The sequence below is a fragment of the Thermomonas sp. genome, from assembly GCF_025993755.1.
In the GTDB taxonomy this organism is placed as follows: domain Bacteria; phylum Pseudomonadota; class Gammaproteobacteria; order Xanthomonadales; family Xanthomonadaceae; genus Thermomonas.
This window is the reverse complement of the sequence record NZ_JAMQHN010000130.1, coordinates 1-15,046: the sequence shown is the minus strand read 5'-3', so window position 1 is coordinate 15,046 and position 15,046 is coordinate 1. Positions and strand designations below refer to the sequence as shown.

At 68.6% G+C, this 15,046-nt stretch carries 16 protein-coding genes; 11 read left to right on the top strand and 5 right to left on the bottom strand.

All coding sequences use genetic code 11. From position 1 onward, the window contains the following. From Q0X16_RS09375 to Q0X16_RS09365, 3 genes are all read left to right on the top strand, one after another. The coding region (locus tag Q0X16_RS09375; protein ID WP_297833416.1) for a tetratricopeptide repeat protein at positions 1–1,097 on the top strand (1,097 nt) is incomplete at its 5' end. A 70-nt stretch (positions 1,098–1,167) separates the two neighbouring features. After that, a complete protein-coding gene (locus Q0X16_RS09370) occupies positions 1,168–1,401 on the top strand; it encodes a hypothetical protein (RefSeq protein WP_297833414.1) in 234 nt (77 codons plus the stop codon). Positions 1,402–1,434: 33 nt separating this feature from the next. Next, complete coding sequence (locus Q0X16_RS09365) at positions 1,435–2,325, top strand: SHOCT domain-containing protein (protein WP_297833413.1); 891 nt, start codon at positions 1,435–1,437, stop codon at positions 2,323–2,325. Positions 2,326–2,449: 124 nt separating this feature from the next. On the opposite strand, the gene Q0X16_RS09360 is transcribed toward Q0X16_RS09365, so the two are convergent. The 4 genes from Q0X16_RS09360 to mnmG form a co-directional block, all read right to left on the bottom strand. Further along, entirely contained in the window at positions 2,450–3,067 is a 618-nt protein-coding gene (locus Q0X16_RS09360; RefSeq protein WP_297833411.1) for a hypothetical protein, read from the bottom strand. 103 nt (positions 3,068–3,170) lie between these two features. Then, complete coding sequence (locus Q0X16_RS09355; RefSeq protein WP_297833409.1) at positions 3,171–4,589, bottom strand: YadA-like family protein; 1,419 nt, start codon at positions 4,587–4,589, stop codon at positions 3,171–3,173. A gap of 240 nt (positions 4,590–4,829) precedes the next feature. Continuing rightward, positions 4,830–6,203, bottom strand: a complete 1,374-nt coding sequence (locus Q0X16_RS09350) for a sialidase family protein (RefSeq protein WP_297833407.1) — start codon at positions 6,201–6,203, stop codon at positions 4,830–4,832. 83 nt (positions 6,204–6,286) lie between these two features. Beyond that, a complete protein-coding gene (gene mnmG, locus Q0X16_RS09345) occupies positions 6,287–8,176 on the bottom strand; it encodes a tRNA uridine-5-carboxymethylaminomethyl(34) synthesis enzyme MnmG (RefSeq protein ID WP_297833405.1) in 1,890 nt (629 codons plus the stop codon). Between the two features lie 140 nt (positions 8,177–8,316). Between mnmG and Q0X16_RS09340 the strand changes: the two genes are divergently transcribed. Both Q0X16_RS09340 and Q0X16_RS09335 read left to right on the top strand, forming a co-directional pair. After that, positions 8,317–8,505: a hypothetical protein gene (locus Q0X16_RS09340; protein ID WP_297833403.1), complete on the top strand. Its 189-nt coding sequence runs from the start codon at positions 8,317–8,319 to the stop codon at positions 8,503–8,505. A 371-nt stretch (positions 8,506–8,876) separates the two neighbouring features. Beyond that, the gene (locus tag Q0X16_RS09335) at positions 8,877–9,842 is read left to right on the top strand and encodes a pyridoxal-phosphate dependent enzyme (RefSeq protein ID WP_297833401.1); all 966 of its coding nucleotides are present in this window, start codon (positions 8,877–8,879) and stop codon (positions 9,840–9,842) included. Between the two features lie 30 nt (positions 9,843–9,872). Here the strand turns inward: Q0X16_RS09335 and Q0X16_RS09330 are convergent, their stop codons facing one another. Then, the gene (locus Q0X16_RS09330; RefSeq protein ID WP_297833399.1) at positions 9,873–12,236 is read right to left on the bottom strand and encodes a S9 family peptidase; all 2,364 of its coding nucleotides are present in this window, start codon (positions 12,234–12,236) and stop codon (positions 9,873–9,875) included. 154 nt (positions 12,237–12,390) lie between these two features. Between Q0X16_RS09330 and pssA the strand changes: the two genes are divergently transcribed. The 6 genes from pssA to bfr all read left to right on the top strand — a co-directional run. After that, a complete protein-coding gene (pssA, locus tag Q0X16_RS09325) occupies positions 12,391–13,173 on the top strand; it encodes a CDP-diacylglycerol--serine O-phosphatidyltransferase (protein ID WP_297833397.1) in 783 nt (260 codons plus the stop codon). After that, a complete protein-coding gene (locus Q0X16_RS09320) occupies positions 13,170–13,421 on the top strand; it encodes a hypothetical protein (protein ID WP_297833395.1) in 252 nt (83 codons plus the stop codon). Before pssA ends, Q0X16_RS09320 begins: the two co-directional genes overlap by 4 nt. Further along, positions 13,421–13,906 carry a ribosomal protein S18-alanine N-acetyltransferase gene (rimI, locus tag Q0X16_RS09315; RefSeq protein WP_297833393.1) on the top strand — a complete coding sequence of 162 codons (486 nt, stop codon included), beginning with the start codon at positions 13,421–13,423 and terminating at the stop codon, positions 13,904–13,906. The genes Q0X16_RS09320 and rimI overlap by 1 nt, the downstream gene beginning before the upstream one ends. A gap of 37 nt (positions 13,907–13,943) precedes the next feature. Continuing rightward, a complete protein-coding gene (queD, locus tag Q0X16_RS09310) occupies positions 13,944–14,297 on the top strand; it encodes a 6-carboxytetrahydropterin synthase QueD (protein WP_297833391.1) in 354 nt (117 codons plus the stop codon). Positions 14,298–14,371: 74 nt separating this feature from the next. Next, positions 14,372–14,575 (top strand): (2Fe-2S)-binding protein, encoded by a 204-nt coding sequence (locus Q0X16_RS09305; protein ID WP_297833418.1) that lies wholly within the window; start codon positions 14,372–14,374, stop codon positions 14,573–14,575. A gap of 112 nt (positions 14,576–14,687) precedes the next feature. Continuing rightward, a partial coding sequence (gene bfr / locus Q0X16_RS09300) for a bacterioferritin (RefSeq protein ID WP_297833389.1) occupies positions 14,688–15,046 on the top strand: 359 nt, incomplete at its 3' end.

Sequence of the window (15,046 nt, the reverse complement as noted above, 5' to 3'; positions counted from 1 at the left end):
ACCTCGGCGAAATCCAGGGCAGCCTCGGCGATTTCGGTGGCAGCCAGCGCACCCTGCAAGACGCGCTGCAGACGCGCACGCGCCTGTACGGAGAGGCCAACCCGCAGGTCCTGAACACCGAGCGCAAGCTGGCCCAGCTTGCCTATGCGATGGGCAACCACGCGGAAGCCCGGCGCCGCGCCGAGCATGTCCTGGCGATCGCCGCTCGTCTTGGCCAGCCTCATGCGGCGAACGCTGCCCGCGCGCAGCTGGTGCTGGCGCTGGCCAGTGCCGGCGATGGCGAGCAGGCGCAGGCGCTGGCGCTCGTGGACCAGGCCATCGACGATCTGCGCCGTTCGCTGGGCGCCAGCCACCCGGAAACCACCACCGCAATGTACCGGCGCGCGGAGCTGCTGATGCAGCTGCGTCGCGACGATGAAGCCATCGCAACGCTGCGCGATGTCATCACTGCCATCGAGCGCCAGTACGGCAAGGATTCGGCGCGCCTGACGCAGCCGTTGATTGCGCTGGGCAGCGCATTGCGGCAGGCGCAGCACGACCCCGAGGCCGACGTCATTTACGCCCGGGCCGTCGCGCTGGCGCAACGGCATTTCCCGGGCCGCAGCCCGCTGCTGGCCCTGTCGCTGTCCCGCTACGGCGCGCTCAAGATGCAGCGGGGCCAGCTTGCGCAGGCGCAGGCGCTGCTGGATCGCGCCGAACGCGCCCTGCCCGAAAACGCCGAAAAAGAACGGGTGCAGCTGCTGTTCAACCGTGGCCAGCTTGAACTGCAACTCGCCAAGCCCGACCCAGCGGAAGCGGATCTGCGCCAGGCGCTTGCGCTGCGGCGCAAGATCTCCGGCGACGGCAACGGCGTCACCTGGTACTACGCCAGCGAATGGGGCCGCGCGCTGGCGGCGCAGGGCAAGCTGGCCCAGGCAGAGCAGGTGCAGCGCGACGCGCTGGCCGAAACCCTGGTGCAGCGCAAACAGCCGGACGCCGCCGTCGCCCTGCTGCAGCGTTCGCTGGCGCTGACGGCCAGCAAGTATCCGTCCACCCACCTCGTTTACCAGGAACGCCAGGCCCTGCTGGAACGGGCGCGACAAGCTGCCGCCCGCTGAGCCGCCGGTGTCCGCTTTGGCCGCCGTCTTGCCTAGACTCAACGGATAGTCCCGCCAACCGGAGGTTCCCATGCCCACCTGCATCCACTGCAACGGAACGCTGGAACCCGGCTACCTGCTCGATCGCGACGGCCGTTATCGCCCCCGGCAGCAGCGCTGGGTTGCCGGTGTGGTGGATGATTCGGTCCTGGGCGCACTGTTCCAGCGTTCGGCGATGCAGAACATCGGCGACACGCTGCCGGTGACGACATACCGCTGCACCACCTGCGGCTGGCTGGACTCCTTCGCCCGACCCGCCGATTGACCGTTTCATCTTCGACTCCAGCGCAGAACTTCCATGGACGACTCCAACCTCGGCCTCATCATCACCGCGATCTCACTGTTGACCTCGCTGCTGCCGCTGCTGATCGTCCCGCTCGTGATCGGCTTCGTGCTGTACCGGCTCAAGCGCGGATTCGGCCTGCCGACATCCCCGTTCGGCGGCAAGCTGGCCCGGCTGGCGACGTTCGCGTTGCCGGTCATCCTGCTGCCGATCTGCCTGTTTTGCGGCCTGATGGTGGCCGTCATTGGCGGCGTCACCTATCCACCCACCGTCGAAGTCGCCGCGCCCTGGGTTTGCGACGGACCGATTCAGCTGGATACCCGGAACTATTCCTACAAGCCCGGTCAGCACGGCACCAGCATGACCTACACCTGTGCCGAAGCGCAGGGCGCGCAGCACGATGTCACGCTGCGACTGCTGGGCGCGGCCACGCTGCTGTATTCGGCCATCCTGTATGCCCTGGCACTGGTGTTGCTGCTGGCCGTGCGCCTGCTGTTTCGTTTCGGAGCCGCGCGTTCCGCGCCCACGGACACCAGCGGGCGTCCCGCAACGGTCAGCGGCGGCAACGATTCGGGCATCGCCAACCTTCTTGGCAACATGATGCCGGAAGCACGCACAAACGCCGCGCTGCGGGATTTCCTGCAGGGTGCGCCCAACCGCAGCACCACGACGATCAACGTCAACGGCCAGCCGGTCAGCGCCGATTCCAGCCAGGAGCTCCTCGGCGCGGTGGCCACCCTGCTCAAGAACGCGGGGCCCGGGCAGGTGCAGGTAAGTTCCTCGACCCACGTTGTCGAAGGCGACGCTGCGGCACGCCTGCTGCGGCTGGTGGAACTGCACCGCAGCGGCGCGCTCACCGATGCCGAATTCGAGGCAAAGAAGGCCAGGATCCTGCGCGAGTTGTAGTCAGTCCCGGCCCCAGTCCAGACGTTCATGCCCGGTCGTAAGTCCGGCAGGGCAAGCCAGACGCTCTGCCCCCCATCGAATCGCCTGCGAACGCGCTGCGGCACGTCCGCCCGCACGCCCCGTGTCAGGCATCACAGCGATCCACCTTGACCAGGCGGATCGTGTTGGACGGCACCTTGAAACAGCGCGTGATCCGCGCGGTTGCGCACATCGGCCCACCCGTGAAGACCGCCTTCAGCGAGTCCTCGTTCCCCTCCAGCGTGTAGGTGCCCTGCTGGGTTGCCCGGCCCTCGGGATTGCGGAACAGCGAGCTGAAGGTACCCCCGTGCTCGCTGGTCGGCGTGTGCTCGATCGTGGCTTGGCCGCCGCAGCCGGTCACCGTGAACGGCCGGGTGATGTCGCACACCACGGGGGCCTCGCGCACCCCTCCCGGGCACTGCAGGTACTCCATGCGATAGGCGTGCTGCGGCGCCTGCGGCGGCAGCGCTGCGACACCCCCACACAGTGGACGGGTGTCTTCGCTGCCGGGCGGTGGCGGCTCGTCAAGGCAATCCTGTGGCTGCGTTGCGTCCGTCGGATTTACCGTGTGGGCCACGGGTGCGGGTTCATCGGCGGACGCCACGGCAGGCGTTGCCTCCACCGCGGCCGGCGCCTCCGCCGATCCCGGCGCCTGCGAGGTACGGGAGCAGGCCGCCAAGGCCAGCAGGACCACGATCAAGGTCAAACGCGGTGCATTCAACATGGCGCATGAATTCTGGGTGGTTCCATGCAATCAGCGGAAATTCCGGCCGGAACCGGCCACGCCCAGGCGCCAGGCGCGCACCTGGGCGTGAACCGTGTGGGGGTTACCAGCTGAAACCCGCGCCCGCCGCGATGCTGGACTCGCCGCCGGAAATGGACCCGCCCAGCGAAACACTGGCGTTCGGCCGGACCAGGTGCTGGTACTGGATCGCCATGGCCGAACGGCCGTTCTGCACGCCGACGCCGACGCCGACGCGGTTGGCACCCGGAAGCCCCGCGGTATTGAGCGCCGCAGCGGACAGGGCGCTGCCCATCGCACCCACGCGGTCGATCCGGCGGTCGGTCTGGGCAAAGCGGATATCCACCTGCTGCTTGTACTGGGTGAAGGTGTCGTTCCACGTGGCGAAGCGCTGGTCGGTGTAGGTGTTGGCCGCCGTCAGCGTCTGCGCTGACTTGGTGTCGGTATAGCTGTTCGCGCTGGCCAGCGTGGCCGCGTCGCCGGCCTGCATCTGGCCGACGTTGGCGGCGTCATGCGCGTCCACGCCGTCGGCGACGTTGCCGATGGTGGTGCCGCTGGCACCATCGAGGGTGACGCTGGAATGGCTGGGATCGTCGTACTGCACGCCGCCGCTGTTAACCGTCATCCAGCCGTCGATGGCGGCCAGAGCCGCGCCCACGCTGTGGTAGTCCGTGCCCTGGATGGTGAACGTCGGCGCGGTGAACGCGCCGCCCAGGATGGCCGCACCGCCGCCCATCCAGCCCACCAGCGCGTTCAGCTGGTTCACGTTGGCGGCATCCCAGCCGTTGAGGCCTTCGGCGACGTGGATCAGGCGCACGTTGCGGTCGCTGCCATACGGGTTGCCGCTGTTATCCAGATCACCCGTCGCGTGGCCGAAGGACACTACGTCGTCCTCGTTGGCCACGGCCAGATAGCCGAGCGCCGTGCTTTGATCGCCGCGTGCAGCAGAGCTGGACCCAAACGCACTGCTGTGGCTTCCACTGGCGACATTCGAGTAGCCAAACGCGCTGCTGCTGCCTCCACTGGCCGTATTCCCCGCGCCAAACGCGCTGTCGTAGCTCAGGCTGGCGGTATTGTTGAAGCCAAACGCGCTGCTGTAGTACCCGCTGGCGGTACTCGAGTAGCCAAATGCGCTGCTTCTGTTTCCACTGGCGGTGTTGCGGTAGCCAAACGCGCTGCTGTTGTCTCCGCTGGCGTTGTTGCCTGAACCAAATGCGCTGCTGAAGTACCCGCTGGCATGATTCCCCTCGCCAAATGCATTGCTGTCCCATCCGCTTGCGTTGTTTTGCCAGCCAAAAGCTGACGCATAGATATCGCAAGTGGCGTTCTCTCCGCCCGCGTTTTCCTGACCCTGGTCGGTGCTGCCGGCCTTGGGCGTGCCGTCGGGGTTGATGCAACCCGGCTCGGCCGCCATGGCGGGCAGCGACAGCGCCGCCAGCAGCGCCAGGGTGAGCAGGGCAAGTGCCGGCTTTGCGCGCCGGGTGGAAGCAAATGACATCGACATGACCGTTTCTCCGTGAGTGGTGTGGGCAGCGCGTGCCGCGTGCCTATCCCCGTACACACCAAAATTCGGAAAAACCGGACATCGCCCCGTCCGCGCCTCCGTTCCCGGGGTTTCGACCCCGGCGGGAGAGCTGTCTTTGTGGGAGCAACTGTCTTTGTGGGAGCGGGCCCTGCCCGCGACACCCTGCCGCTTGTCGCGAGCAGGGCGCGCTCCTGCAAATGCAAGGGCGCTCGCGCCTGCTTACTGGCGCACGATCCGCGCGCCCTTCAGGCGGGCGGTGCCGCCTTCGCTGTCGGTCCACACCAGCCAGGCCATGCCGTCGCCGGCCAGCAGTTTCGGGTAGCCGCTGGCCATGCCGCGCGCGCCCAGCCGGGCCACTTCGATCAGCTGCAGGCGCTTCGACAGGTCGGGCGCGTAGCGCGCCAGCATCAGGGTCTGGCCCTGTGCCGTTTCGCGCAGCCAGGCGACCCACGCCTGCTGGCCGTCGAGGGCTACGCCCACGCGCCCGAGTACGGTCTGGCCCGGGTCCAGATCCACCGGCGCGGCGAAGGTGTCGCCAGCATCGGCGCTATGGGCGACCTGCAGCAGCGGCTTGCCGTCGCGTTCGCTGTACCAGGCAACGACAACGGTGTTGCCGCTGGCGGCCAGCGCCGGACCGGCCACCGGGCAGGCGGCGATCTTCCAGCCGTCTTCATGGACGCGGTGGGGCGTTGTCCATTTGCCGTTTTCGAAGCGCAGCGTCGCGATGTCGCGCACGTTCTCCGCGCTGCGTGCGCGGTAGGCCAGCAGCGGGCCGCGCGTGGTCATGGCAACCGCGATCTGGCAGCAGTCGCAGCTGTGCGGATCGAGCACGGTGTCCGCGCCGCGACGCAGGTCCATGTCGAAGCCGTTGACGCGCAGCTGGGTGCTTTTGGAGTCGCCCTGCGCGTCGTGGTGCATCCCGGCCATGCCCGGCATGTCCGCCATCGCGTGATCGGCATGACCGTCCGCGCGCTCGGCATGCTCGGCATGCTCGGCATGCTCGCCCGCGCCGGAGCCGTCCGTCGTCTGTCCGCCCGCCGACAGGTCGCGTCCGTCCAGCCAGGCGATGCCGATCCGGTCCGCACCCTCCGGCCACAGCGCGGCAAAGCCGTGTTCCGCCGACGCCGCATCGTCGTTCACCCGGGTCATCTGCGCCCAGGTCATGCCGCCGTCGCGCGAACGCGCCAGGGTCATGTCCGCGTCGTGGGTGCCGGACTGCACCGGCCGCGTCTGCAGCCACTGCGCCCACAGCGCGCCGTCGGAGGTGGCCAGCAGGTGCGGGATGCTGACGCCGCTGGCGGCCAGCGTGTTGCCGATCGCGATCGTGCGCGGCTGGCTCTGCCAGCCGTCCTGTTCGGTGTAGGAGGAGAACTGCAGCACGTTGCGGCGGCCTTCGCGGCGGTTGATCCAGCTCAGCAGGATGCGACCGTCCGGCGCGCGCACCAGGTCCGGCGCCAGCGAGCCGGCTTCCGCCGGCAGCACCCATACCTGTGCCTTGAAATCACCGCTGGCAGGCGCGGGCGGTGCCTTGTGCCCGCAGGCGGACAGCGCCGCGGTGGCGAGGGCGAGCGCGGCAAGGGTTTTCGGATTCATGGGGGATCGATTTCGTGGTGCCGGGCCCGCCATTGTCGCCCGAATCCGCGTCCACGGCATGTGCAGGCGACGCGCGTACCGGGTCAGGCCGCGCGTTCGCGCCGGGCGCGCTCCAGATGCACCAGCAGCAGCGAGACCGCCGCCGACGTGACGCCGGGAATGCGCTGCGCCTGGCCCACGGTCTGCGGGCATACGCGCTGGAATTTCTGCAGCACTTCGGCGGACAGGCCGCGCACGCTGGCGTAGTCGAAATCCGCCGGGATCGCGGTGGTCTCGTGGCGCTGCTGGCGCGCGATTTCCTCGCGCTGGCGGTCGAGATAGCCAGCGTATTTGGTTTCGATCTCCACCTGCTCGGCGACCCTGGCATCGTCCACCGCCGGGCCGAAGCCGGGCACTGCCATCAGCCGCACGTAGTCCAGCTCCGGTCGCCGCAGCAGGTCCAGCGCGCTGTTCTCGCGGCTCAGTTCGAGGTCAAGCGTGGCGGCCAGCGCCGCGCCCAGCGCGTTGTTCGGCGCCGCCCACAGCGCCGCCAGCCGCGCGGTTTCGGCTTCGACCGCATCGCGCTTGCGGCTGAAGACGTCCCAGCGCGCGTCTTCGATCAGGCCCAGTTCGCGCCCGATCGGCGTCAGCCGTGCGTCGGCGTTGTCCTCGCGCAGCTGCAGCCGGTATTCGGCGCGGCTGGTGAACATCCGGTACGGCTCGGAGGTGCCGTGGGTGATGAGGTCGTCGACCAGCACGCCCAGATAGGCCTGGTCGCGGCGCAGGCTCCAGCCGTCCTTGCCGTGGGCGAAGCGGGCGGCGTTGCTGCCGGCCAGCAGCCCCTGCGCGGCGGCTTCCTCGTAGCCGGTGGTGCCGTTGATCTGCCCGGCAAAGAAGAGGCCGGAAACCGCCTTGGTCTCCAGCGTGGCCTTCAGCCCGCGCGGGTCGAAGAAGTCGTACTCGATCGCGTAGCCGGGGCGGGTGATGTGGGCGTTCTCGAAGCCGACCACGCTGCGCACCAGCTCCAGCTGCACGTCGAACGGCAGCGAAGTGGAAATCCCGTTGGGGTAGATCTCGGCGACGGCGAGCCCTTCCGGTTCGACGAACACCTGGTGGCTGTCCTTGTCGGCAAAGCGCACCACCTTGTCCTCGATCGACGGGCAGTAGCGCGGGCCGATGCCCTCGATCTGGCCGGAATACAGCGGGCTGCGGTGCAGCGCGGCGCGGATGATGGCGTGGGTTTGTTCGGTGGTGCGGGTGATCCAGCAGTGCACCTGCGGCGGCTGGTCGGCGTGGCGGCCGAGGAAGGAGAACACCGGGCGCGGGTCGTCGCCGGGCTGCACGGTCATCTTCGAATAGTCCAGCGTGCGCCCGTCGATGCGCGGCGGGGTGCCGGTCTTCAGCCGCGCCACGGCAAAGCGCCCCTCGCGCAGGGCGTGCGCCAGCGCGGTGGACGGCGGTTCGCCCATGCGCCCGGCGGCGTACTGGGTCTGGCCGATGTGGATCTTGCCGGCGAGGAAGGTGCCGGCGGTCAGCACCACCGCCGGCGCTTCGAAGCGCAGCCCGGTCCGGGTGACGGCGCCGCGCACGGCGTCGCCCTCGATCACCAGATCGTCGACCGCCGCCTGGAACACGGCGAGGTTGTCCTGCGCCTCCACCGCACGGCGGATGAAGGCGCGGTACAGCGCGCGGTCGGCCTGGGCGCGGGTGGCGCGCACCGCCGGTCCCTTGCTGGCGTTGAGGGTGCGCCACTGGATGCCGGCGGCATCGGCGGCGCGGGCCATGACGCCACCCAGCGCATCGATCTCGCGCACTAGGTGGCCCTTGCCGATCCCGCCGATGGCCGGGTTGCAGCTCATCGCACCCACGGTCTCGATCGAATGCGTGAGCAGCAGCGTGCGCGCGCCGCTGCGCGCCGAGGCGAGCGCGGCTTCGGTGCCGGCGTGCCCACCTCCGATCACAATCACATCGAATTGGAAAAAGTTGGTACTCATCTTTGGATCTTCGTGCCGGCACCGTCGGTGACTAGGCTCGCACGTCCTGTGCTCGCCAAGTCACCCCGCCCTCGGCTCCTGCCTCGGGCGCTCGCCTCGGCGCGAAGCTGCGCTTCGCAAGCGCCTCGGTCTCGCCCGGCATGGCCGCCGCCGATCACGATCACGTCGTAGCGATGGAATGGGTTGCTCATCACTTTGAATTCGCGATGCGGGTCACTGTTTGGAAACGATGGAGCGTCGAGCGCGATTTTCGCGCAAAGTTGGCACGCTTTCTGCACCTGTTCTGGCAGCGCTCGACGTGGCACGCCGCAAGGCGATGGTCGGACTGAACAGGGGCCGATCCTGCGCACGCCGGGAAAGCGACGAGGGCCGGTTGTCGGGGGACAGCCGGCCCTCTTTTTGTCTTGACTGCCCGCAGCGCAAGGCGCGGCGGTGAGTGCCGGTGCCCGCAGGACGTGCGGAACAGGGGGGATCCGGGAAGTCCCGCCAGGCACCGGCGCGGTTAGATTACATCTTTGGGTGCCGATGTGACGCCGTTCGTCAGGTTTTCGACAAGCTGCGGTTCAGACTGTGACGTGGGTCTGGTTTCTGCGGATTTGCGCGGCCGGATGCCCTTGGAGCAGCGTCCAACGGCCTGTTCCGGACATTGTCCGGGCCGTCATACCGGAAGCCGCAGACGGTATCGCGCTAGCATTTCCCGATGGCCCGTTATTCCGGAATTCCTCTCGATCCTGACGTCGTGCTTGCCGCCGCCGCGCGGCTGTCTTCGCTGGCGCACGTCACGCCGATCCTGGCGTCGTCGACCCTCGATGCCGAGGCCGGCGCCCGGCTGCACTTCAAGGCCGAGCACCTGCAGCGCGGCGGCGCGTTCAAGTTCCGCGGCGCCTGCAATGCGGTGTTCGCGCTCTCCGACGCGGACGCGCCGCGCGGGGTCGTCACCCATTCCTCCGGCAACCACGGTGCGGCGCTGGCGCTGGCGGCGCGCCTGCGCGGGATTCCCTGCCACGTGGTGGTGCCGGACGGCGCGGTGGCGGCCAAGGTCGAGGCCATCGCCCGGCAAGGCGCCGTGCTGCATCGCTGCGCGCCGACGATGGCCGCGCGCGAGGCCGGCTGCGCGACGGTGCAGGCGCAAACCGGCGCCATCGTCGTCCACCCCTACACCCACCCGGACGTGATCGCCGGACAAGGCACCGCCGCGCTGGAACTGCTGACCGCACGCCCCGAACTCGACGCGCTGGTGGTGCCGCTGGGCGGCGGCGGACTGGGCGCGGGCAGCGCCCTGGCGATCGCCGCCTTGCGGTCGCGCTGCCGGCTATACCTGGCCGAACCGTCCGGCGCCGCCGACGGCGCCCGCGCGTTCGCTGCCGGCCGCCTTGAGCCCGACATGGTTCCGGACACCGTCTGCGACGGACTGCGCGGCACCCTGGGCGCGATCAATTTCGAGATCCTGCGCCAACATCAGGCGCAGGTCCTGACGGTGGACGACGCCGACACGCTCCATGCGTTGCGATGGGTCTGGACGCGCATGAAGCAGCTGGTGGAACCGTCTTCGGCCACCGTGCTGGCCGCCGTGCTGGCGCACCGCGAGCTGTTCGCCGGCCAGCGCGTTGGCTTGATCCTGTCCGGCGGCAACGTCGATCTGGCGAGCGTGGCGCGGTTGGGATGAGTCCGGACAGGCGCCGGACCCGGCGCTTCCTCAGGGCCTGAGCGTGTCCTCGAACAGCGCGTGGATGCGGCGGTATTCGTCCAGCCAGCTGTCGGAATGGACGAATCCGTGGCGTTCCAGCGGGTAGGGCGCGATCGACCAGTGGTCCTTGTGCAGTTCGATCAGGCGCTGGGTGAGCAGCACCGAATCGCGGAAGAACACGTTGTCGTCGATCATGCCGTGGGCGATCAGCAGGTGGTCCTGCAGGCCGTCGGCGAATTCGATCGGCGACGAGCGCCGGTAGGCTTCGGGATCGAGTTCGGGGTCGTTGAGGATGTTCGACGTGTACTCGTGGTTGTACTGCATCCAGTCGCTGACCGGGCGCAGCGCGGCGCCGGCCTTGAACACGCCCGGCGCCTGGAACAGCGCGGTGAGCGTCATGAACCCGCCGTAGCTGCCGCCGTAGATGCCGGCGCGGTCGCGGTCGCCCTGATGGGTTTCGACCAGCCAGTCGAGGCCGTCCCGGTAGTCCTCCAACTCGGGCTTGCCCATCCAGCGGTAGATCGCGGTGCGCCAGTCGCGGCCATAACCCTGGCTGGCGCGATAGTCGAGGTCCAGGACGATGTAGCCCTCATTGACCAGCAGGTTGTGGAACATCTGCTCACGGAAATAATCCGGCCAGCGCATGTCGGCGTTCTGCAGGTAGCCGGCGCCGTGCACGAACATCACGATCGGGTATTTGCGGCCCGGCGCCATCGTTGTCGGTCCGTAATACTTGCCCCAGATCGCGCCGGCGCCGTGCCTGCTCGGCACCTGCACGTACTGTGGCTGGATCCACGGCAGTGCGCGAAACGCGTCGCTGCGCGTATCGGTGAGCTGGCGCGCCGGCCCGCCCTGCGCATCGAGCACCGAGATCTGCGGCGGAAGGTAGGCGGCCGAATGCCGCACCAACAGCTTGCCGCCGTCCGGCGACAGCGAGAAATCCTCGACGCCGTCCAGCGCCGTCAGCTCGCGCACCGCGCCGCCGGCGGAGGGCACCGCGCACACCTCGTAGTCGATCGGCGCCGCGCGGTTGCACAGGAAGTAGAAACTTGTTCCGTCGCGCGAGACCGCGACCTGCGAGGTTTCCCAGCGCCCGTCGGTCAGCTGGCTGCGCTGCGTGCCGCGCAGCGTGTACAGGTGCGACCAGCCGCTTTCCTCGCTCAGGTACCACAGCATGCGGCCGTCCGGCAGCCAGCCGAAGTCGTTGAAGCTCCAGTTGATCCAGGCGTCGTCGTGCAGGCGGTGGCGCGGCTGCAGCGCGGCATTGGCCAGATCGACAGTGGCCAGCCAGCGGTCCTTGTTGTCCACGGCGCGCAGCATGACGGCGACGCTGCCGCCGTCGTCGCTCCACTGCGGCGCCGGAACGTCGTCGCCGGTGCCGACCTGCAGCGGACGGTTGCCCTTGAGCGCGTCCTTGCCGGCAGCGCGGCGCAAGGCGGCCAGGGGGTCGTCCTTGATGCCGGGCAGGGCGTCGAACTTGAGTTCGCGCACCTTGCCGGTGGCGACCTCGGCCAGCCACAGCCGATGCGGCAGCGGGTCGTTGCGTCCGACCAGCGTGCGTGCGTCCTCGGATTCACCGTAGCCGGATTCGGCGACGGGCACCGGCATCTTGTCGACGCGCCCTGCTTCCGCGCCCTTGGCCCGTGTCGTCACCAGCAGCCAGCGGCCGTCCGGCGACAGCGCCGAATCGACGATCTCCACGTCCTTGCCCAGGTGGATCGGCGCCGGCGGCCGGGTTGGATCGGTGCGCCGCCAGTCGTCCATCTGCGCGCGGGTGGCCTCGCGCTGCGCCTTGATCTGCGCCAGCGTGCGCTGCAGGCGCAGCTGGTGATCGCGCAGGGCGTCGGCGGGGGGCGTCGCGTCCGGGGCGTCGTCGGCGCGCGGCTGGGCGGCGACCGCCACGATCCGCCCGTCCCATCGGTACCAGTCCACGCCCGTGCGCCAGATCAGACCGCCGCTGCGGTTCCACTGCAGGCGGCTCGCGGACGCGTTCTCGCGGGTGAGTTGGGTCAGCGTCCCGCTGCGCAGGTCGCGCACGAACACGTTGCCGTTGCGGACGAAGGCGCTGCGCGCGCCACCTGTCTCGACCACGCTGGCCGTGTCCATGTCCACGCGTCCGGCGTCGTCCACCAGCGCCGGCGCGCTGCCGTCGATGCCGACCCGCCAGATGTCGCGCAGGTTCGAGCCTTTGCGCTTGAGCGTGTAGTAGGCCGATTGGCCGTCCCAGCGCCACCACATGGATTCCACTGGCGGACCGATCCAGTCCGGGTCGGCCATCGCCTGCTCCAGCGTGATTCCCGGAAGGGCCGGATCGGCCGCGCGTGCGGCCGGCAGGGCGGCGAGCAGGGCCAGGGAAAAAGCGGCAAGGCGCATCGAACGCTCCGAAGATTCCATCAGCCGCGCAGATTAGCAGCCGGCCGGCCGGCGGCCCGTGCCGGAAGTCGCCGGAAGCGGGCAGTCTTGCGGCGGCCTCGGGGGGGATGGCGTGCGGGTGTCTGGCGGACAACCGTTGTCTTACACTGCAGGAATGGAAGACAGCGACCAGCAAGAAGCGCCACGCCGCAGCCGCGGAATCTACCTGCTGCCCAACCTGTTCACCACGGGCGGGCTGTTTGGCGGGTTCTTCGCCATCATCGCCGCTTCGCAGGGGCGCTTCGAGGCGGCCTGCGTGGCGATCTTCATCGCGGCGGTGCTCGATGGCCTGGATGGTCGGGTGGCGCGGCTGACCAATACCCAGAGCGAGTTCGGCGTGCAATACGACTCGCTGGCCGATCTGATCAGCTTCGGGATGGCGCCGGCGATGGTCATGTATTACTGGGCGCTGCTGGCGCTGCGCGGCGACAGTACCACGCTGGGCAAGATCGGCTGGCTGGCGGCGTTTCTCTATGCCGCCTGCGCGGCGCTGCGGCTGGCGCGCTTCAATTCCCAGGTGGGGATCGTCGACAAGCGCTGGTTCATCGGTCTGGCCAGCCCCGCGGCGGCCGGGCTGATGGCGAGCTTCGTGTGGACCTGCGAGCGCAGCGACTGGAACGGCACCGACCTGCGTTTCGTGGCGCTGGGGTTGACCGTCATCGCCGGCCTGCTGATGGTCAGCCGGATCCGCTACACCAGCTTCAAGGGCAGCGGCAAGGGGCCCAAGTCCGACCGCGTGCCCTTCATCGTGCTGCCGCTGGTCCTGGGCATTCTGATCGCGCTGTGGATCGTGCCGGCCGAAACCCTGCTCGTGGCCAGCGTGCTGTACGCGCTTTCGGGACCGATCCAGGGCCTGCTGCGGCGGCGCAAGCCGGGCGAACCGGATCCCGCCGCGTGAACCTCGATCCATTGCAGCGGACGGTGCTGGCCGAACTGGGCATGGTCGCCTACCGGCGGATCGTGGCCGGGGCTGCGGTCGATCTGCCGTCCGGATTGCTGGCGCAGTTGGCGCTGGCGGCGGGACTGCCGGTGGAAGACCTGCAGGCGCACCCGCAGCTGCTGGCGCAGGCGGCGCGGATGGGGCGCGACCCCCGACCGCGTCGCGCCGTGTGGGCGCAGCTGCGCGCGCTGCGCAAGGCGCGGTGATGAACGCCAATCCGGTGGATGTTTCCAGTCCGGGGCCGCTGACCGGCCTGCGACCGATGCGCGAATCCGACCTGGATGCGGTGATGGCGGTCGAAGTGCGGGCCTATCCGTTCCCGTGGACACGCGGGATCTTCCGCGACTGCCTGCGCGCCGGCTATTCGATGTGGGTGCACGAGCGCGGCGGTGCCTTGCTGGGCTATGGCGTGCTCAGCGTGGCTGCGGACGAGGCGCATGTTCTGAACCTGTGCACGGCGTCCGGCCATGAGGGCGAGGGCCTTGGGCTGCGCATGCTGCAGGCCCTGCTGAAGATCGCGCGCAGCCGGCGCGTGCAGCGGGTGTTTCTCGAAGTGCGGCCGTCCAACCCGCGGGCCATCGCGCTGTACCAGCGCAGCGGCTTCAACGAGATCGGCCGCAGGCCGCGCTATTACCCGGCGGCCGGTGGACGCGAGGACGCCATCGTGATGGCGATGGAACTGCTGGACTGATCCGTTGGGAGCGGCATTCCGGCCGTAAACTATCCCGATGGATATCTTCAAGGCGTTCACTTTCGAGGCGGCGCACCGACTTCCGAACGTGCCGGACGGGCACAAGTGCGCGCGGCTCCACGGACATTCGTTCCGGGTCGAACTGCACGTCGCGGGCGAACCCGACCCGCACACCGGCTGGGTGATGGATTTTGCGGAACTGGCGCGCGCGTTCCAGCCGCTGCACGAGCGCCTGGACCACCGCTATCTCAACGAGATCGAAGGGCTGGAAAATCCGACCAGCGAGCGCTTGGCGCAGTGGATCTGGGAGCGCGTCCGGCCGACCGTTCCGCTGCTGTCGGAGGTCGTGGTGCGCGAGACCTGCACCTCGGGCTGCCGCTATCGCGGATGAGGTCTTGCGCCAGCATTGACAATCATTCGCGTTTGCGATTGAATCTCGCCATCAGTCGTTTGGGTGGCAAACCGATGTATGTCTGCATCTGCAACGGGATTTCGGATCGTGCGATTCGCGAGGCGGCCGAAGCCGGCTGCGACACGGTGGCGGAGATGACGATGCGCACCGGCGCCGTCGCATGCTGCGGATCCTGCCGCGACCTCGTGGCCGAGATCATCCGGGACGTCCAGACGTGCAAGGCGCTGGAATTGCCTGTGCTGGCGCACGCCGCTTGAGCCACGCCGTCGCGGTGGAAGCGCAGCGGGAAGAAATTGCGGACGATTCGCGTTCTGCTGTGTTGTCGCGCGGCGCGCTACAGTGCGCACAATCCATCCAGGAAGCGCAACCATGAAGGGCGACGACAAGGTCATCGGGTATCTCAACAAGGCGCTCTACAACGAGCTGACCGCGATCAACCAGTACTTCCTGCACGCCAAGATGCTGAAGAACTGGGGCCTGAAGGCGCTTTCAGAACATGAGCACCACGAGTCGATCGACGAGATGAAACACGCCGACATCCTCGCCGAGAGGATCCTGTTCCTCGAGGGGTTGCCCAATTTCCAGGCGCTGGGAAAGCTGCGGATCGGGGAAACCCCGGCCGAGATCCTGCACTGCGACCTGGCGCTGGAACTGGAGGCGGTTCCGCTGCTGCGCGAGGCGATCGCACACTGCGAACAGATCGGCGACATCGGCAGCCGCAAGGTGTT